General features: G+C 63.8%; 18 protein-coding genes. 10 read left to right on the forward strand and 8 right to left on the reverse strand.

The features are described 5' to 3' along the window. Positions 1-94: 94 nt before the first annotated feature. The 4 genes from BN1136_RS11435 to purH all read right to left on the reverse strand — a co-directional run bounded on the left by BN1136_RS11435 (position 95) and on the right by purH (position 4,320). Positions 95-649, reverse strand: coding sequence for a cytochrome b/b6 domain-containing protein (locus tag BN1136_RS11435; RefSeq protein WP_043764162.1), 555 nt, complete (start codon positions 647-649; stop codon positions 95-97). Then, positions 630-1,004 carry a cytochrome b562 gene (locus tag BN1136_RS11440; protein ID WP_043764163.1) on the reverse strand — a complete coding sequence of 125 codons (375 nt, stop codon included), beginning with the start codon at positions 1,002-1,004 and terminating at the stop codon, positions 630-632. Before BN1136_RS11440 ends, BN1136_RS11435 begins: the two co-directional genes overlap by 20 nt. A 322-nt stretch (positions 1,005-1,326) precedes the next feature. Continuing rightward, positions 1,327-2,616: a phosphoribosylamine--glycine ligase gene (purD, locus tag BN1136_RS11445; RefSeq protein WP_043764164.1), complete on the reverse strand. Its 1,290-nt coding sequence runs from the start codon at positions 2,614-2,616 to the stop codon at positions 1,327-1,329. A 111-nt stretch (positions 2,617-2,727) separates the two neighbouring features. Next, positions 2,728-4,320, reverse strand: coding sequence for a bifunctional phosphoribosylaminoimidazolecarboxamide formyltransferase/IMP cyclohydrolase (gene purH, locus BN1136_RS11450; RefSeq protein WP_043764165.1), 1,593 nt, complete (start codon positions 4,318-4,320; stop codon positions 2,728-2,730). Between the two features lie 434 nt (positions 4,321-4,754). Between purH and zntR the strand changes: the two genes are divergently transcribed. The 3 genes from zntR to BN1136_RS11465 all read left to right on the forward strand — a co-directional run bounded on the left by zntR (position 4,755) and on the right by BN1136_RS11465 (position 6,063). Next, a complete protein-coding gene (zntR, locus tag BN1136_RS11455; protein WP_043764212.1) occupies positions 4,755-5,192 on the forward strand; it encodes a Zn(2+)-responsive transcriptional regulator in 438 nt (145 codons plus the stop codon). Further along, positions 5,182-5,718 carry a dihydrofolate reductase family protein gene (locus BN1136_RS11460; RefSeq protein ID WP_043764167.1) on the forward strand — a complete coding sequence of 179 codons (537 nt, stop codon included), beginning with the start codon at positions 5,182-5,184 and terminating at the stop codon, positions 5,716-5,718. Before zntR ends, BN1136_RS11460 begins: the two co-directional genes overlap by 11 nt. 126 nt (positions 5,719-5,844) lie before the next feature. Further along, positions 5,845-6,063 carry an alternative ribosome-rescue factor A gene (locus tag BN1136_RS11465; protein ID WP_043764168.1) on the forward strand — a complete coding sequence of 73 codons (219 nt, stop codon included), beginning with the start codon at positions 5,845-5,847 and terminating at the stop codon, positions 6,061-6,063. Between the two features lie 113 nt (positions 6,064-6,176). Here BN1136_RS11465 and hemW read toward each other — a convergent pair whose 3' ends face one another. Together hemW and rdgB are read right to left on the reverse strand one after the other, a co-directional pair. Further along, positions 6,177-7,322 carry a radical SAM family heme chaperone HemW gene (gene hemW, locus BN1136_RS11470; RefSeq protein WP_043764169.1) on the reverse strand — a complete coding sequence of 382 codons (1,146 nt, stop codon included), beginning with the start codon at positions 7,320-7,322 and terminating at the stop codon, positions 6,177-6,179. A gap of 133 nt (positions 7,323-7,455) precedes the next feature. Continuing rightward, the gene (gene rdgB / locus BN1136_RS11475; RefSeq protein ID WP_043764171.1) at positions 7,456-8,052 is read right to left on the reverse strand and encodes an RdgB/HAM1 family non-canonical purine NTP pyrophosphatase; all 597 of its coding nucleotides are present in this window, start codon (positions 8,050-8,052) and stop codon (positions 7,456-7,458) included. 232 nt (positions 8,053-8,284) lie between these two features. On the opposite strand from rdgB, the gene BN1136_RS11480 reads away from it, so the two are divergent. The 3 genes from BN1136_RS11480 to BN1136_RS11490 all read left to right on the forward strand — a co-directional run bounded on the left by BN1136_RS11480 (position 8,285) and on the right by BN1136_RS11490 (position 11,155). After that, positions 8,285-9,448, forward strand: coding sequence for a multidrug effflux MFS transporter (locus BN1136_RS11480; protein ID WP_043808509.1), 1,164 nt, complete (start codon positions 8,285-8,287; stop codon positions 9,446-9,448). 106 nt (positions 9,449-9,554) lie between these two features. Continuing rightward, on the forward strand, positions 9,555-10,604 hold the full coding sequence (locus tag BN1136_RS11485) for an oxidoreductase (protein WP_043764172.1): 1,050 nt from the start codon (positions 9,555-9,557) through the stop codon (positions 10,602-10,604). Between the two features lie 305 nt (positions 10,605-10,909). Then, on the forward strand, positions 10,910-11,155 hold the full coding sequence (locus BN1136_RS11490) for a hypothetical protein (RefSeq protein WP_043764213.1): 246 nt from the start codon (positions 10,910-10,912) through the stop codon (positions 11,153-11,155). Positions 11,156-11,231: 76 nt separating this feature from the next. On the opposite strand, the gene BN1136_RS11495 is transcribed toward BN1136_RS11490, so the two are convergent. Both BN1136_RS11495 and BN1136_RS11500 read right to left on the reverse strand, forming a co-directional pair. Then, positions 11,232-11,687, reverse strand: coding sequence for an NfeD family protein (locus tag BN1136_RS11495; RefSeq protein WP_043764173.1), 456 nt, complete (start codon positions 11,685-11,687; stop codon positions 11,232-11,234). Next, positions 11,684-12,604 carry an SPFH domain-containing protein gene (locus tag BN1136_RS11500; RefSeq protein WP_043764174.1) on the reverse strand — a complete coding sequence of 307 codons (921 nt, stop codon included), beginning with the start codon at positions 12,602-12,604 and terminating at the stop codon, positions 11,684-11,686. Before BN1136_RS11500 ends, BN1136_RS11495 begins: the two co-directional genes overlap by 4 nt. Before the next feature lie 195 nt (positions 12,605-12,799). On the opposite strand from BN1136_RS11500, the gene cysG reads away from it, so the two are divergent. The 4 genes from cysG to BN1136_RS11520 all read left to right on the forward strand — a co-directional run bounded on the left by cysG (position 12,800) and on the right by BN1136_RS11520 (position 18,417). Continuing rightward, a complete protein-coding gene (gene cysG, locus BN1136_RS11505; protein ID WP_043764176.1) occupies positions 12,800-14,224 on the forward strand; it encodes a siroheme synthase CysG in 1,425 nt (474 codons plus the stop codon). Between the two features lie 103 nt (positions 14,225-14,327). After that, the gene (gene cysD / locus BN1136_RS11510; RefSeq protein WP_043764177.1) at positions 14,328-15,236 is read left to right on the forward strand and encodes a sulfate adenylyltransferase subunit CysD; all 909 of its coding nucleotides are present in this window, start codon (positions 14,328-14,330) and stop codon (positions 15,234-15,236) included. Positions 15,237-15,260: 24 nt separating this feature from the next. Beyond that, the gene (gene cysN / locus BN1136_RS11515; protein ID WP_043764178.1) at positions 15,261-16,688 is read left to right on the forward strand and encodes a sulfate adenylyltransferase subunit CysN; all 1,428 of its coding nucleotides are present in this window, start codon (positions 15,261-15,263) and stop codon (positions 16,686-16,688) included. A 4-nt stretch (positions 16,689-16,692) separates the two neighbouring features. Beyond that, on the forward strand, positions 16,693-18,417 hold the full coding sequence (locus BN1136_RS11520) for an SLC13 family permease (RefSeq protein ID WP_043808511.1): 1,725 nt from the start codon (positions 16,693-16,695) through the stop codon (positions 18,415-18,417). Positions 18,418-18,459: the final 42 nt, after the last annotated feature.

The following is an 18,459-nucleotide window of genomic DNA, read 5'->3' on the forward strand; positions in this document are numbered from 1 at the left end:
AGAGGACGCGACAGCGCCTGTGCAGGTCGCTGCACGGGCCGGGAGAAGGGCGGGGGAAGAGACAAGAACGGGGCCCGCCAGGGCCCCGGGAGAGTCAGGTGTTGGGTTCCTGTTGCTGAACCCGGGCATCGCGTCTGCGCCTTGGCAGCATGCGGGTCACCAGGTTGCTGCGCTGGCGCCAGGAGGTGTAGACGACGGCGCTCAGGTGCAGGGCGATCATGCCCTGCAGCGCCCAGGTACACCACTCGTGCCAGTCATCGGCCCCGAGCTCGAAGCCGGTCTCGGTGTTCTGGAACCAGCCGGTACCGGCCGTCGCCAGGACGAGCAGCCAGAGTGCCCAGACAGCCAGCTTGCCGCTGCCGTGATGGCCGGGCGTGGGCGGGGTCCGCTCGCGCAGGGCATCGGCCTGCTGCCGGAAGTCCTCCCTGCTCGGGATGAGGGCGCGCAGGCGGGCGGGGCCGCGTGCGAAGGTGAGCCCCCACAGCAGGCGCAGTCCGATCAGCACCATGACGGCGTATCCCATCCGCTCGTGCCACTCCTCTCCCGCTTCGTTGAGCCAGAGATTGCCGATACAGATGGCCGCCACCCCCCAGTGGGTGAGGCGGACCAGACCATCCCAGTGGAAGGGATCAGCCTTTCTGCTTGGCATAGTTGTGGTACTCCTTCTTCAGGTCGTTGACCTTGGCCAGGTGAGCCTGGGCCTTCTCCTGGTCTCCGGCCTGCAGGGCCGCCAGGCTGGCGTCCAGCTCATTTTGTACCTTGTTCATGCCTTCGAGGAATTTCTCCTTCTTGGCGGCCGGCATGTTCCTCTCCTTGGCCACATCCAGCTGGGCCTTCATCTCCTTGATGTGTTTCTCCATGGTGGCCGCATCGTCGGCCTTCACGGCCTGCTTGTAGTTGAAACCGATCTTCTTCATCGGTTGCTCCAGATCGCCGGCCACGGCGGGCAGGGTCATCAGGCCGAACATCAGGGGCAGCAGCAGGGGACGCACAGTTTTCAGCATGGGATTTCCTTATGAGACGACGAAATTGCAGGTTCTTATGACACTCATATGAGTGCGCTATCGGCAGCATGATGCCACGAAAGCTGGCCAATTGTATGGGGAAAGTGCGACTGATTGTGACGAAATGTGTGCATCCTGCTGTACGAATGTAACCGAACGGAGTGTGTCAGACATCGGATGCCAAGCGGGCGAAACGGAAGGCTGAAGTCCACCAAGGCGGCCTGGCAGCAGCATGCGGGGAGTCCGAATGCAGTGGGGGGGCTGCACTCCGGCAACAAAAAAGGGCCCGGGGGCCCTTGTCTGCGAGGTAGCAAGTGACGGCTTATTTGGCCAGCTCGCGTTCGATGGCGCGCCAGCCGATGTCGTTGCGGTAGAAGACGCCGTCCCACTTGATGCGCCCTGCCAGCTGATAGGCCCGTTGCTGCGCCTCGGCGACCGTGTGGCCGAGGGCCGTGGCGCACAGCACGCGCCCCCCGGCGGTGACTACGGTATCGCCTTCCATGCGGGAGCCGGCGTGGAATACCTTCTCGCCGCTCGCCTCTTCCACCGGCAGGCCGCTGATGGGCTTGCCCTGCTGGTAGTCGCCGGGGTAGCCGCCCGCCGCCAGCACCACGCCGATGGCGACGCGGGAGTCATAGATGGCTTCGACCTGATCCAGCTTGCCGGCGCAGGCTGCCAGGCAGAGCTCCACCAGATCGGAGCGCATGCGCAGCATGATGGGCTGGGTCTCGGGGTCGCCGAAGCGGCAGTTGAACTCGATCACCTTGGGGTTGCCCTCGGCGTCGATCATCAGGCCGGCGTAGAGGAAACCGGTATAGACGTTGCCCTCGGCCGCCATGCCGCGCACGGTCGGCATGATCACCCGCTCCATCACGCGCTGGTGCACCTCGGGGGTGACCACGGGCGCGGGGGAGTAGGCGCCCATGCCGCCGGTGTTGAGGCCGGTATCGCCATCACCGACCCGTTTGTGATCCTGGCTGGTGGCCATGGGCAGCACATGCTCGCCGTCCACCATGACGATGAAGCTCGCCTCTTCCCCGTCCAGGAACTCCTCGATCACCACCCGGGCGCCGGCATCGCCGAAGGCATTGCCGGAGAGCATGTCGCGCACCGCCTCTTCCGCTTCGGTGAGGGTCATGGCGACGATCACCCCCTTGCCAGCGGCCAGGCCGTCAGCCTTGATCACGATGGGGGCGCCTTTCTCGCGCAGGTAGGCCAGGGCTGGCTCCACCTCGGTGAAGTTCTGGTACTCGGCGGTCGGGATGGCGTGGCGGGCCAGAAAATCCTTGGCAAACGCCTTGGAGCCTTCCAGCTGGGCAGAGGCGGCGGTCGGGCCGAAGATGGCCAGCCCCTCGGCGCGGAACGCATCGACCACCCCTTTCACCAGCGGCGCTTCCGGCCCGACGATGGTCAGACCGATGTGCTGCTCCTTGGCAAACGCCAGCAGGGCCGGGATGTCGGTGGCCGAGATGGCCACGTTCTCGATGCTTCCTTCGTGGGCGGTGCCGGCATTACCGGGGGCGACGAAGACCCGGGTCACCAGGGGGGATTGCTTGGCCTTCCAGGCCAGGGCGTGTTCACGGCCGCCGTTGCCAATGATCAGTACTTTCATCGTATCGCTCGCTTCTATTCGGGGCCACTGGCGGGCCAACAGCCTGCGCCAGTGAAAAATAGCCAGGTGAAAAGAGACAACAAAAGGGCCGCCAGCGGCGGCCCTGATCCATCAGTGACGGAAATGGCGCATGTTGGTGAACACCATGCACATGCCGTGTTCGTTGGCGGCGTCGATCACCTCCTGGTCGCGCATCGAGCCACCGGGCTGGATGACGCAGGAGATACCCGCAGCAGCAGCGGCGTCGATGCCGTCGCGGAACGGGAAGAAGGCGTCGGAAGCCATGACGGAGCCCGCCACGGTCAGCCCTTCATCCTCGGCCTTGATGCCGGCGATCTTGGCGGAGTAGACCCGGCTCATCTGGCCGGCGCCCACGCCAATGGTCTGGCCGTCTTTGGCATAGACGATGGCGTTGGACTTGACGAACTTGGCGACCTTCCAGCAGAACAGCAGGTCTTTCAGTTCAGCCTCGGTCGGCTGGCGCTGGCTGACCACGGTCAGATCCCCCAGGGTCACCATGCCGAGATCGCGCTCCTGCACCAGCAGGCCGCCGTTGACGCGCTTGAGGTCAAACCCTTGCGCCGGGGCAGTCCACTGACCGCACTCCAGCAGACGCACGTTCTGCTTGGCGGCGACCGCGTCGCGGGCTGCCTGGCTGATGCTGGGGGCGATGATCACTTCCACGAACTGGCGGGCCACGATGGCCGCGGCGGTGTCGCCGTCCAGTTCGCGGTTGAAGGCGATGATGCCGCCAAAGGCCGAGGTGGGGTCGGTCTGGTAGGCGCGATCGTAGGCGGTCAGCAGGTCGTCACCGATGGCGACGCCACAGGGGTTGGCATGCTTGACGATGACGCAGGCCGGCTCGCTGAACTCCTTCACGCACTCCAGCGCCGCGTCGGTGTCGGCGATGTTGTTGTAGGAGAGGGCCTTGCCCTGCAGCTGGGTGGCGCTCGCCACCGAGCCCGGTGCGGCCTGTTCTTCGGCGTAGAAGGCGGCAGCCTGGTGGCTGTTCTCGCCGTAGCGCATGTCCTGTTTCTTGATGAACTGGGCGTTGAAGGTACGCGGGAAGCGGGACTCTTCATCCCCTTCCTTGTTCTCGCCGTAGGAGGGCACCAGAGTGCCGAAGTAGTTGGCGATCATGCCGTCGTAGGCGGCGGTGTGCTCGAAGGCTGCAATGGCCAGATCGAAGCGGGTCGCCAGAGTCAGGCTGTTGCCGTTGCCATCCATCTCGGCGATGACGCGGTCATAGTCGGAGGCCTTGACGACGATGGTGACGTCCTTGTGGTTCTTGGCAGCGGAACGGACCATGGTCGGACCGCCAATGTCGATGTTCTCGACGGCGTCTTCCAGGGTGCAGCCAGCTTTGGCCACGGTGGCGGCGAAGGGATAGAGGTTGACGACGACCATGTCGATGGGGGAGATGGCGTGCTGGGCCATGATGGCGTCATCCCGGTCGCGGCGGCCGAGGATGCCACCGTGCACCTTGGGATGCAGGGTCTTGACCCGACCGTCCATCATCTCGGGGAAGCCGGTGTAGTCGGAGACCTCGGTGACCGGCAGGCCGGCATCGGCCAGCAGCTTGGCGGTACCACCGGTGGAGAGCAGGGCCACACCCCGCGCGTCGAGTGCCTTGGCAAATTCCAGGATGCCAGTCTTGTCAGACACACTCAGCAGTGCGCGGCGAATGGGTCGAGCTTGTTCCATCACTCTATCGTCCTCAGCATAACGGGGACCGTTCCATGGGAGGCGAGGCTCAACACACAGAGAGTCCCCAAATAAATGGAAGTGGGGGATTTCGCAAACCACTCTCGCCAGAAGGCTGGCCGTTGGCAAAAGCGTTTTAGGAAATGCCCGCTTGACGCGACGCTCTCTTGTGGGCGCGTATTCTACACAAAAAATGTGAGCCGTGGTGGATTTTTTAAAGAGACAAAGCCTTGTGGGATGCGGCGTTAAACGTTTTCCGGTGATTTTTTGTGAAACGTTTGTCTTTTCAGTGTTTTGGGGATAAAGGGCCATGATGGAGCGGGTTTGCTGCCCCTTTCCTGCCTTTGGCTGGCAATCGCCGGGCAAAGGGGCGATAGTGGAGGCCGGTTTATATTGAGTACCATGTCGGGGATGTCATGCAGGGGGAGAGGACCATGTATCGGATCGGGGAACTGGCCAGGGCGTGCGGGGTGAAGGCGGACACCCTGCGCTTTTACGAGAAGAACGGCCTCATCTCGCCGGGCCTTCGCAACGAGTCGGGCTATCGCCTCTACGGCGAGCAGGACAGGCGGCGGCTGGAGTTCATCATCCGCGCCAAGTCGGTAGGCTTCTCCCTGGCGGACATCGGCGAGCTGCTCGCTCTCGACACCAACAAGGCCAAGGTTACCTGCCAGGAGGTGAAGGCGGTGGCCGACGCCAAGCTCGAACAGGTGGAGCAGAAGATCGTGGAGCTGACCCGTTTTCGCGAAAACCTGAGGGAGCTCTCCGACATCTGCTGCGGCGGCCCGCGTTCGGCGGAGCACTGCGCCATCCTGGAGACCCTGGAGTCCGGCGCCCCCTCCCGCCACGAGCATCACGACCATGAGCACTGAACTGCAGCGCCCCCGGGTCAGTGCCTTTCTCGCCCTCTCCCTCGACGGCTTTATCGCGGGGGAGGGGGGCGATCTGGCGTGGCTGGCACCCTATGGTGGCGACAGCCAGGAGGCGACCGGCTATGCGGGCCTGATGGCGAGCACGGATACCCTGCTGATGGGGCGCAACAGCTACGACACCGTGAGCGCCTTTCCCGAGTGGCCCTACGGGGACAAGCCAGTGGTGGTGCTGACCCACAGGGCGGCCGAGCCCCGCACCCACGTCACTTTCCGGCAGGGGGCGTTGCCACAGGTGCTGGATACGCTCTGGCAGGAGGGGAGCCGCCACCTCTATCTGGATGGTGGCGATCTGGTGCGCCAGGGGCTGCAGGCCGGGGTCGTCGACGAGCTGACCCTGTTCTGGGTGCCGGTCACCCTGGGGCGCGGGGTGTCGCTCTTCTCGGGGGCCCTGCCCGGTCGGCTCGCCCCCGTCTCCAGTACCCTGCTGTCGAGCGGGCTGGTGCGGGTCGTCTATCAGCCAGCCTGACTCGCCCGCCTGACCCTTGCGCGGGGGAGGCAAGAGGCGCACAATCTGCGCGTTTTTCGCCGCCTGCCCCAGGCCTGTGGTGGCAGGGGCGATGGGCAAACACGACAACCCCATCAAGGAGCCCATATGGCCAAGAAGAAGGTGACCGCCGTCACCGCCGAATCCGCCTGCGATCATCAGCGTGGCATCATCCAGGACAATCACCTCAAGGCACTGGTCACTTCGCCCCTGTTCCAGGCCAGGGTCGAACCGAGCAAGAAGGGCAAGGGCAGCTATCAGCGCAAGGCCAAGCACGGCAAACGGTGGGAGCCCGGCCAACAGCAGATGGTATGCGTCTGCTGCTGAGCGGGTTTCCACCCCTTCATCTCAAAACAATCAGGGCGCCCATGGCGCCCTGATTGTTTTTGCGAAAGCGACCGTTTGCTCACGGCTTCGCTGCAAGATGTGTGAACGCCTTCTTACTCGTCCATAAAGAGTTCGAGCAGCACGTTGAGGTAGCGATGGCCGAGGGGGGTGAGCTGCCAGCTGTCGCCGAGATCCTCGATAAGCTCCTTGCTTTGAGCGATGGTCAGCATGGTTTCTACCCGCTCCAATTCAAGGCCGGTGTAGGCCTCGAACTCCGCCTTGGGGGCCGGTTCAAACAATCTGAACCGGTTCATGAAGTACTCGAGCGGCAGATCGTCCGCGCTCACCTGCCACTGCTCGTCCAGATAGGGGCGGCTCGGGTCCAGATAGCCTTTCGGGTGCTTCACCTTGGCGGTGCGCAGGATCTGCTGGTTGGCGAGGTCCGTCACCTTGCCGTGGGCGCCGCAGCCGATCCCCAGATAGTCGCCGAAGCGCCAGTAGTTGAGGTTGTGGCGGCACTGGTAGCCCGCCTTGGCATAGGCCGAGATCTCGTACTGCTGATAGCCCTGGGCGGTCAACATGGCGTGGCCCTGCTCGTAGATGTCCCACAGGGTGTCATCTTCCGGCAGTTTGGGCGGCTTGGAGGCAAACGCCGTGTTCGGCTCTATGGTGAGCTGATACCAGGAGAGGTGCGGCGGCGCGCAGTCGATGGCCTGCTGCAGGTCATAGAGGGCATCGTCCAGGCTCTGATCCGGCAGGCCGTGCATCAGATCCAGGTTGAAGGTGGGAAGCGCGATGGCGTGGGCCAGTTCGGCCGCCTTGCGCGCTTCCTCGGGGCCGTGGATGCGGCCGAGGCGGGTCAGCTTCTCTTGCTGGAAGCTCTGCACCCCGATGGAGATGCGGTTGATGCCGGCCCGCTGGAAGCCGGCGAACTTGTCCGCCTCCACCGTGCCCGGGTTGGCCTCCATGGTGATCTCGCAGTCCGCCGTCAGGGGAATGCGTGCGCGCACCCCGTCCAGCAGGGCCTGCATGGCCGCCACGGAGAGCAGGCTCGGCGTGCCGCCACCGATAAAGATGGAGGAGAGCGGCCGTCCCTGGGCCCAGTGCAGGTCTTGCTCCAGATCCTCCAGCAGGGCCGCCACGTACTCGAGGTGGGGCAGCTCCCCCTTCTGGGCGTGGGAGTTGAAGTCGCAATAGGGGCACTTCTGGACACACCAGGGCACGTGGATATAGAGGGAGAGGGGCGGCAGTTGCAGCATGGAGTTTCCAGTATTCAAAAAATCAAAAGGGGTCGGGTGGCCCTGGCTGCCGATGACAACGGGCCGGGCGCCGCCAAAGAAACGGGGGCCGACGGCCCCCATTGTAGATGACAACGCGGCTGGAGGCAGCGCTTTAGTTGACCGCCGCCAGGGCTGCTTTGAGTTTGGCCAGGGCCTGGCCGCGGTGGCTGAGCTGGTTCTTCAGCTCGGCCGGCATCTGGGCTGAGGTGCAGTCGTGGTCGGGGACGAAGAACACGGGATCATAGCCAAAGCCGTGCTGACCGCGGGGCTCGTCGATGATCATCCCCTCCCAGCTCGCCTGGCAGATGAGGGGGGTGGGGTCGTCGGCGTGGCGCATGTAGACCAGCACGCACCAGAAGCGGGCGCTTTTCAGGTAATCCGGGGCGCCCTTGAGCTCGGCCAGCAGCTTGTCGATGTTCTCCTTGTCGCTGGCACCAACGCCGGCAAAACGGGCGGAGTAGACGCCGGGACGGCCGTGCAGCAGATCCACTTCCAGGCCGGAGTCGTCGGCCACGGCGGGCAGGCCGGTGACGCGGGCGGCGTGACGGGCCTTGATGATGGCATTCTCGACGAAGGTGGTGCCGGTCTCATCGGCATCGGAGACTGAAAACTCGCTCTGCGGGATCACCTGGATCTTCATATCGGCCAGCATGGCGGCCAATTCCTTCACCTTTTTCTGGTTCCCTGTTGCCAGGACAAGCTTGTTCATCACACACCTCCGCAAAAATAATCTGCGCATTCTATGCGGGGGCGGGGCCGAGTAAAAGCGCAATTGTCCGATGCTGGGTTTCGTTCGGGCTACAATCTGTCCGGCGTGACAGGTAGATAAAATACATCTTTCCCGTAGGGAATAACCGAAGTGATTAAATACCATTTCAATTCATTACTGTGAGTCAGTAGACTCGCGCACCAATCGATATTCCTAGGGCTTGAGGTGACTGATGCCATTGATTCTTCTGCTTGTACTCCTGGTGTTGTTCAGCCCGCTGGCCATCGACATCTACCTGCCCGCCATCCCGCAGATGGCCGAGCAACTGGGGGCCGAAGTGACCCTGATGCAGGGCACCATTACCTGGTTCCTGTTCAGCATGGGGATGGGACAGTTGCTGGTGGGGCCGCTCGCCGATCGCTATGGCCGCAAACCCGTGGCCCTGGGCGGCGTGCTGCTTTATGGCCTGAGCGCGCTGGGCGCCGGTTTTGCCGCCAGCCTAGGTGAGCTGATGCTGGCGCGGGTGTTGCAAGGCCTGGGGGCCTGTGCCACCTCGGTTGCTGCCTTCTCCGTGGTACGTGACAGCTATGGCCCCAAGAAGAGTGGCCAGATGATCTCCTACCTGAACGGCGCCATCTGCTTCATTCCCGCGCTGGCCCCTCTGCTGGGTGGCTGGCTCACCGCCAAGGCCGGCTGGTCGGCGAACTTCTGGTTTATGGCCGGGTACGCCGTCGTGGTCGGCAGCTGGCTGCTGTGGCGGATGCCGGAGACTCGCCCGGAAGAGACCAGCAGCAGCGGCCCGCTCATCAGCTGGTCCCGCTACAGCCCGGTGCTGCGCTCCCCGAGCTTCCTGTTCAACGCGGCCCTGTGCATGCTGGCGATGGCGGTGATCCTGGCCTATGTCACCGCGGCGCCGGTGCAGCTGATGGTGAAGCTGGGTCTGGACATGAACGGGTTCAGCTACTGGTTCACTGCCAATGCTGTCCTCAACATCCTGGCCTGCTTCCTGGCTCCTCGCTTCATCGCCAGGGTAGGGCCGAGACGGACCCTGCGCCTCGGCCTGCTGGTGCTGCTGATCTCCGCCATCTCCCTGACGCTGGCCATGCACATCCCGCATCCGCTGGCCATGATGGGGCCGGTGTTCCTCTCCAGCATCGGCTTCGCCATGATCCTGGGCGCCGCAGCCGGCATGGCCCTGGCTCCTTTCGGCCACTGCGCCGGCACGGCGGCGGCCCTGCTCGGTCTGTTCCAGATGAGTGGCTCTGGCGCCCTGGTGGGGCTCACCGGTGCCTTGATGCCGGATCCCCTGAGCCAGCTGGCCCTGCACATGTGGCTGTTGCTGCCCCCCTTGCTGGTACTGATGACACGTCAGGGGCGGCGCTTGTGTTTGCAATAAATCCTGTGCTCTGATGAGCACACTCAGGGGGCCTTGAGCCCCCTTCTCTTTATGCAGGCGATGGCTCGCCTGCTCCCCATGACATGCTACCCGTGGAGACAACCGCATGAGCCACACAATCAACGCCGCCCTGGTGGGTTATGGCTTCGCAGGGCAGACCTTTCATGCCCCCTTTCTGACTACCACCCCCGGTCTCGCCCTGCGCTGGGTGGTGAGCCGGGATGCCGCCAAGGTGCAGGCCGAGTTGCCCGGTTGCCTCGTCGGTTCCCTTGACGAGGTGCTGGCGGACGACACCGTGGATCTGGTGGTGATCGCCACGCCGAACGACACCCATGCTCCCATCGCACGCCAGGCTCTGCTGGCGGGCAAGCACGTGGTGATCGACAAGCCGTTCGCCCTGGATCTGGCAGAGGCCGAGGCGCTGGTGGTGCTGGCCGAGGAGCAGCAGCGCCTGCTCAGCATCTTCCACAACCGGCGCTGGGACGGGGACTTTCTCACCGTGCGCCGCCTGCTGGCGGAGGGGGCGCTGGGACAGATCGCCCAGTTCGAATCCCATTTCGACCGTTATCGCCCCGAAGTGCGCCAGCGCTGGCGCGAGGCGGGTGGCCCGGGCTCCGGCCTCTGGTTCGATCTCGGCCCCCATATCCTGGATCAGTCCCTGCAGCTGTTCGGCCAGCCTGACTGGATCCAGGCCGATCTCGCCCGGCAGCGCCCGGGGGCGCTGAGCGACGACTACTTCCACGTGGTGCTGGGCTACGGCGAGAAACGGGTCATTCTGCACGGCAGCTGTCTGGTTTCCGCCACCATGCCCCGTTTCGTGGTGCACGGCAGCGAGGGCTCCTTCATCAAGTTCGGCATGGACGTGCAGGAAGAGCAGCTCAAGCAGGGCAAGCGCCCTCCGGCGGCGGACTGGGGTGCGGATCCGCAGCCCGGCCAGCTCAGCCGGATCCGGGACGGCGAGCTTGTGCAGCAGACCCTGGCCGGTGAGGCGGGGGACTACGGCGCCTACTACCGCGCGGTCTGTGCCGCCATCAAGGGAGAAGGGGCCAACCCTGTGCCCGCCCCCGAGGCGCTGGCGGTGATGGCGCTGCTGGATCTGGCCAGGGAGAGCGACAGCCAGGGGCGGCGTCTTCCTTGTCAGAAGCTGTCTGATTGAGGCGATTTAACGGCTCGACGGGCGGAAGGTAAAATGACAATTTTTGAGTATCATTCGACTCTAAGTTGGTGTTTTGTTGTCTCGTCTTGCGAGTTTGTGGGTGCTTTATATTAATATTTGTCGTTAAAGTAGTTTCTCTTATCAAAGCAACGAGAAAATATCATTGTGATACGCGTTTTCATCGGGCGCGTATGGAGATATATTTCGCGCGCCTTCGGGCTCATGCCGGTGGTTTTTCTGCCGGGAGCCGGGGCGCTGTGATGGTCATTCACACCATCTCTCCATCTTTTTTTGAGGGTATGCACATGAACAAAGTACTGGTAGCCGGTATCCTGGGTCTGATGTTGACCGCCTGTGGTCAGAAAGAAGAAGCCGCCGCGCCGGCCGCTACTCCGGCTGCAGAAGTTGCTGCCACTGTTGAGAACGCCGCTAGCGAAGCGTCTGCTACCGTCGAGAAGGCTGCTTCCGAAGCGACCGCTACTGTCGAGAAGGCTGCTGCTGACGTAGCCGAGAAGGCTGAAGCCGCAGTGAGCGATGCCAAGGCCAACTAAGCCAGCACCTCATTGAAAAACGGGCCCGGCGCGAGAGCGCCGGGCCCGTTTTTTTATGGCCGGGAGGCGGGCCCGCTCAGGGCAGCGGCTCCACCAGCAGAATATGGGAGTCATGCCCCGTCACCCTGACCCTGGTGCCCGCAGGGAGCGACTGACCGCAGCGCACCGTCCAGACGGTGTCATCCAGATGGACCCGGCTCATGCCCTGGCTGACGTCGTCCAGCAGGGTCAGCTCCCGCCCCAGATAGCTCTGCATCCGCTCGTTGATGGGGGCGGCGGCGTCCTGCCCGGAGCGATCCCGGCGGTGCTGCCAGCGCCACCAGGCCCAGGTGGTGAGCAGGGACTGCACCGCAAACAGCAGCAGTTGCGCCTGCCAGCCGAAGGGCCAGACCAGCAGCAGGAGCCCCACCTCCAGGGCGGCGATGCCGGTCCAGAGCAGAAAGCCCACCGACCCCAGCACCTCGATGGCCAGCAGCACGAAGCCGAGCCCCAGCCAGTGCCAGTGGGTCAGCCCCTCGAACAGGGCTGTCATGACTTGCCGCCCTTGTCATCCTTGAACAGCTCGGCCATGCCGGCCACGGCGCCGATCAGGCTGCCCGCCTCCAGCGGCATCATCACCACCTTGCTGTTGGGGCCTTCACCGATGCGGGCCAGGGCCTCGGTGTATTTCTGGGCCACGAAGTAGTTGATGGCCTGCAGATCCCCTTCGGCGATGGCTTTTGACACCATGTGGGTCGCCTTGGCTTCCGCCTCGGCGGCCCGCTCCCGCGCTTCGGCGGCGAGGAAGGCGGCCTGACGCTCGCCCTCGGCTTTGAGGATCTGGGACTGCTTCTCCCCCTCCGCTTTCAGGATCTTGGACTGGCGCACCCCTTCGGCCTCCAGCACCTCGGCCCGTTTCTGGCGTTCGGCCTTCATCTGGGCGTTCATGGCTTCGACCAGCGCCAGCGGCGGACGTACATCCTTGATCTCGATCCGGGTCACCTTGATGCCCCAGGGGGCGGTGGCCGCATCCATGGTGCGCAGCAGCTTCTCGTTGATGGTGTCGCGCTGGGAGAGCATCTCGTCCAGCTCCATGGCGCCGAGTACGGTCCGCATGTTGGTCATGGTCAGGTTGCGGATGGCGCTGGTGAGATCGTTGACTTCATAGCCCGCCTTGCGGGCATCCACCACCTGCACGAAGCTGATGGCGTCTATGGTGACGTTGGCGTTGTCCCGGGAGATCACCTCCTGGGCCGGGATGTCCAGCACCTGCTCCATCATGATGATCTTGTGGCCGATGCGATCGATGTAGGGGATCAGCAGGTTGAGGCCTGGCGAGAGGGTGCGGGTGTAGCGGCCGAAGCGCTCTACGGTCCAGTTGAAACCCTGCGGCACTATCTTTATCCCTGCGCTCAGGGTGGCGAGTACCAGGAATATGAAGATCCCCAATACAATCAATGACTCATTCATGATTAAGCTCCTTATGAAACACTTTCACTAGCCTAGGGTCTGGCGCCATCCACCACAAGGGATTCATATCCCTTTGCCGCAATACGGCTTTACTAATTACCAAAACGCATTAAAGAGCATTTTTTATTATTTTGAGGGATAAGCGCTCCTGCCTATAGTCGCCCCAGATGTCGCGATGCCGAGGAGTGGGCCCTGATGGATTATTTACCTATGTTTGCCAGGTTGGAAGGCCGCCCGGTACTGCTGGTGGGCGGGGGCGAGGTTGCCCTGCGCAAGGCGCGCCTGCTGCTGGCGGCAGGTGCCCGCCTGACCCTGGTCTCCCCCGAGCTCGACCCCGGCTTCCACGAATTTGCCGGCCGCTTCACCCATCTGGCGGAGCGCTTCGAGCCTGCCCATCTGGCGGGCCAGATCCTGGTGGTGGCCGCCACCGACGATCTCGAAGTGAACGGCCTGGTCTATCAGAGCGCCACCGAGCGCGGCCTCTTCGTGAACCTGGTGGACGACCCCGAGCGCTCCAGCTTTATCTTCCCCTCCATCATCGATCGCAGCCCCATCGTCGTGGCCGTCTCCAGCGGTGGCAAAGCCCCCGTGCTGGTGCGCCTGCTGCGCGAGCGGCTCGAGAGCCTGCTGCCCCGCCACCTCGGTGGTCTGGCCGAGCTCTCCGGTCGGGTGCGCAGCCGGGCCAAGCAGGTGCTGGCTTCCCTCTCCGATCGCCGCCGCTTCTGGGAGCGCGCCTTTGCCTCCAACACCCTGGCCGGTCTGATTGAGAAAGAAGATTGGCAAGGTGCCGAGCAGTGGCTGAACGAGGGGCTGGACAAGGCCCGGACCGAGGTGGGCGAGGTGGTACTGGTAGGGGCGGGCCCGGGTGATCCTGGCCTCCTGACTCTCAAGGCGCTGCAACAAATTCAACAGGCCGAGGTGGTGCTTTATGACCAGCTGGTCTCCGCCGAGATCCTGGACCTGGTGCGCCGCGATGCGACCCTGGTGTCGGTCGGCAAGAAGGCGGGGGCCCACAGCGTGCCCCAGGAAGAGACCAACCGCCTGCTGGTGGAATACGCCAGGGCGGGCAACCGGGTGGTGCGGCTCAAGGGGGGCGATCCCTTCATGTTCGGCCGTGGCGGCGAGGAGCTGGAAGTGCTGGCAGAGGAGGGCATCCCCTTCTCCGTGGTGCCCGGCATCACGGCGGCGGCCGGTGCCACCGCCTATGCCGGCATTCCGCTCACCCACCGCGACCATGCCCAGAGCGCCGTCTTCATCACCGGCCACTGCCAGAAGGAGGGCAAGGAACCGGACTGGCAGCAGCTCGCCACCACCAACCAGACCCTGGTTATCTACATGGGGCTGATGCGCTCCGAGCACATCCAGCAGCAGCTGGTGAGCCATGGCCGTGGCCAGAGCACCCCCATCGCCATTATAGAGCGGGGCACCACGGCCCGTCAGCGCGTGCTGACCGGCACCTTGGCGGAGCTGGCCGAACTGGCCGCCCAGGCGGTGAGCCCCTCCCTTATCGTCATCGGCGAGGTGGTTTCCCTGCGCAAACAGCTGGCCTGGTTTGGCGAGGCGGCGCAAGGGCGAGAGGCCGACAGCGGCCACGAGCTCAAGCTGGTGAGCCTGGCCTGAGGCCGAGACGCGAATCGATTTGACGGTGCTGCCCAGGCGGCACCGAACTGAACCCAGACCGCGCCCCGACCAGGCGCGAGCGCAATGAACCGAGGACCCAGACATGGACCGTGAAAGATTGACCCATCTGCAGCAACTGGAAGCCGAGAGCATCCACATTATCCGCGAGGTGGCTGCCGAATTTGAAAACCCGGTGATGATGTACTCCATCGGCAAGGACTCCTCCGTCATGCTGCACCTGGCCCGCAAGGCCTTCTACCCGGGCAAGATCCCCTTCCCTCTGCTGCACGTGGACACCAACTGGAAGTTCAAGGAGATGATCAAGTTCCGGGACGAGACCGCCAGGAAGTACGGGCTGGATCTTATCGTTCACAAGAACCCGGACGGGCTCGCCATGGACATCAACCCCTTCGTCCACGGCAGCAGCAAGCACACCGACATCATGAAGACCGAGGGGCTCAAGCAGGCGCTCAACAAATACGGCTTCGATGCCGCCTTCGGCGGTGCCCGCCGCGACGAGGAGAAGTCCCGGGCCAAGGAGCGGGTCTACTCCTTCCGCGACAAGTCCCACCGCTGGGATCCCAAGAACCAGCGCCCGGAGCTGTGGCGCGTCTACAACAGCCAGGTCAACAAGGGTGAGAGCATCCGGGTCTTCCCGCTCTCCAACTGGACCGAGCTGGATATCTGGCAATACATCTATCTCGAGAACATCGACATAGTGCCGCTCTATTTCGCGGCCATGCGTCCCGTGGTGGAGCGCGGCGGCATCAAGATCATGGTGGATGACGATCGCATGCCCATCGGCCCGGAAGATGAAGTGAAACAGGAGCTGGTGCGCTTCCGTACCCTCGGCTGCTACCCGCTGACCGGGGCCATCGAGTCCAACGCTACCACCCTGCCGGAGATCATCGAAGAGATGCTGCTGACCACCTCGAGCGAGCGGCAAGGGCGACTCATCGACCACGATCAGGCCGGCTCCATGGAGCAGAAGAAGCGTCAGGGCTATTTCTAAAAAAATGTTCTAAGGAATCGCATCATGAACAACCATATTCAGACCGCCATCAGCGAACAGGGCATTGAAGCCTACCTGCACGCCCAGCAACACAAGAGCCTGCTGCGCTTTCTCACCTGCGGCAGCGTGGACGACGGCAAGAGCACCCTCATCGGCCGCCTGCTGCACGACTCCCAGCAGATCTATGAAGATCAGTTGAAGGCGCTGGAGTCCGACAGCCAGAAGCTCGGCACCACGGGCGAGAAGCTGGACCTGGCCCTGCTGGTGGACGGCCTGCAGGCGGAGCGCGAGCAGGGCATCACCATCGACGTGGCCTACCGCTACTTCTCCACCGCGAAGCGCAAGTTCATCATCTCGGACACCCCGGGCCACGAGCAGTACACCCGCAACATGGCCACCGGTGCCTCCACCTGCGATCTCGCCATCATCCTGATCGACGCCCGCAAGGGAGTGCTGGATCAGACCCGTCGCCACAGCTTTATTGCGAGCCTGCTCGGCATCAAGCAGTTCGTGGTGGCGGTGAACAAGATGGACCTGGTGGGGTTCAGCCAGGAAGTGTTCGAGCGCATCAGCGCCGAGTATCGCGAGTTCGCCAAGAAGCTCAGCGTCGACACCATCCACATCGTGCCGGTCTCCGCCCTGGACGGTGACAACGTGGTCAACCAAAGCGACAAGCTGGCCTGGTATGAGGGTGAAACCCTGCTCTCCCTGCTGGAATCTGCCGAGGTGGAGCGCGAGCTGGAGCGCCATCCGGTGCGCCTGCCGGTGCAGTATGTGAACCGCCCGAACCTCGATTTTCGCGGCTTCGCGGGGACCCTCGCCTCCGGCATCCTGCGGGTCGGCGACCGCCTCGCTGTGCTGCCGTCCGGCAAGGAGAGCACGGTGACCCGCATCGTCACCTTCGACGGGGATCTGGAGTATGCCCTGCCGGGTCAGGCCATCACGGTCACCTTCGCGGACGAGATCGACATCAGCCGGGGCGACCTGCTGGTGGATGCGGCGAAAAAGCCCCAGGTGACCCAGAACGTGCTGGCTCACATCGTCTGGATGGGGGAAGAGTCCCTGCAGCCGGGCCGGGTCTATGACGTCAAGCTGGCCACCAAGAAGAGCCGCGGCCAGGTGGAGGCCATCCGCCACCGCATCGAGATCAACAAGCTGGACGAGCTGCCGGCCTCCGAGCTCAAGCTCAACGAGATCGGCCTGTGCGAATTCAGCCTGACCGATCCGGTGGCATTCGATCCCTACCAGGAGATCCGCGATACCGGCAGCTTTATCCTGATCGACCGGCTGACCAACGTCACCGTGGGCGCGGGCATGATAGTGGAAGGGCTGGCGGCCAAGGCGGTGGCAGGGCAATACAGCGAGTTTGAAATCGAGCTCAACGCCCTGGTGCGCAAGCATTTCCCCCACTGGCAGGCGCTGACCATCAGCAACGCGTCGGACAAGGAATAAGCCCATGACCTGGCAACAATCCCTGGTGCTGGGTCTGCTGGCTGCCCTCGTCGCCCTGCTGATCCAGGGCCGACTCCGCCCGGCGCTGCTCTTCTCGGGCGCCGTGCTCATCACCTACCTGAGCGGCCTGGCGGACATCAACGCCGTGGTGGCGGGCTACACCAACAGTGCCCTGCTGACCCTGGTGCTGCTGCTGCTGGTGTCGCTCGCGGTGGAGAAGACCCGGGTCATGAGCTGGTTCGCCAACCTGGTGGGCACCGGCTCCTTCAACAAGGTGCTGGTGAAGGTGTGGTTCTCCACCGCCTTCCTGTCGGCCTTCGTCAACAACACCGCTGTGGTGGCCTCCATGCTGGGGGCGGTCAAACGCAACCCCAACCATGCGCCGTCCCGGCTGCTCTTGCCCATGTGCTTCGCGGCGACCTTTGGTGGCGTGCTGACCCTGATCGGCACCTCCACCAACCTTATCGTCAACAGCTTCCTCATCAAGATGGGGGCCAAGCCGCTCGGCATGTTCGACTTCTTCATGGTGGGGGCGGGGACCCTGCTGACCGGCCTGGTCGCCGTGCTGCTGTTTGCCCGCCACCTGCCGGAGCAGGACACCGAGATGAGCCGGGAATCCGGCTATTTTCTCGAGGCCAAGGTGGGCCCCGGCTCCCCCATGGCCGGGCGCAGCGTCAAGGACAACGGCCTGCGCAGCCTGAAAAGCCTCTATCTGGCCGAGATCATCCGCGGCGATCAGGTGATCTGCCCGGTGCAGCCGGAGCACGAGTTGCACGAGGGTGACATGCTGCTGTTTTGCGGCGACGTGGAGAGCGTCGGCGTGCTGCAGGAGCTCAAGGGGCTGGATCTCTACGGCCAGCACCGCCTCAACGGCCAGCACCTGGTGGAGGTGATCGTCAGCCACAGCTCGCGCCTGGTGGGTCAGACCATCAAGGACGCCGAGTTTCGCACCCACTTCGATGCGGTGGTGCTGGCGGTGCGCCGTGGCGAGACCCAGCTCACCGGCGGCCTCGGCCAGATTGAACTGCATGCAGGGGACACCTTGCTGCTGGCCCCCGGCCCCAAGTTTGCCGGCAACAAGTCCCTCTCCCGGGAGTTCGTGGTGGTGAGCGGGCTGGAGGCCTCCACCCGGCTCGATGGCAAGCGCAGCGCCGCCGTGGTGCTGGGTTTCCTCGGGGTGCTGGCGCTGTCGGTATTCGAGCTGGTGCCGCTCTTCAAGGGGCTGCTGGTGATGCTGGTGGTGCTGCTGTTTACCCGCATCCTGACCCTGGACGAGATCCGCCGCCGCTTTCCGCTGGATATCTGGCTGGTGGTGGGCGGGGCGCTGGCCATCGCCGATCAGCTGGAGCAGAGCGGCCTGGCCAAGCTCATCGCCGACTGGCTGATGGGCGAGTTCAACGGTGCCAGCCCCTTCGTCACCTTTATCGGCATCTACCTGTTCACCCTGGTGCTGACGGAGCTGATGAGCAACAACGCCGCGGCGGCCCTGGCCTTCCCCATGGGATACCAGCTGGCGCTCAGCATGGACGTCTCCACCATGCCGTTTATTCTGGCGGTGCTGTTCGGGGCGAGCTCCAGCTTTATCCTGCCCTACGGTTATCAGACCAATCTGATGGTCTATGCGGCGGGCAACTACAAGATGCCGGACTACCTCAAGCTGGCCCTGCCGGTCTCCCTGGCGTACAGCATCGGGGTGATCGTCATGGTGCCCCTGCTGTTTCCGTTTTAAGGGCTGATATCGGGGCCATGTTAAGGTCGCTAAGGCCGCTTA

It is taken from the genome of Aeromonas taiwanensis, assembly GCF_000820165.1.
In the GTDB taxonomy this organism is placed as follows: domain Bacteria; phylum Pseudomonadota; class Gammaproteobacteria; order Enterobacterales; family Aeromonadaceae; genus Aeromonas; species Aeromonas taiwanensis.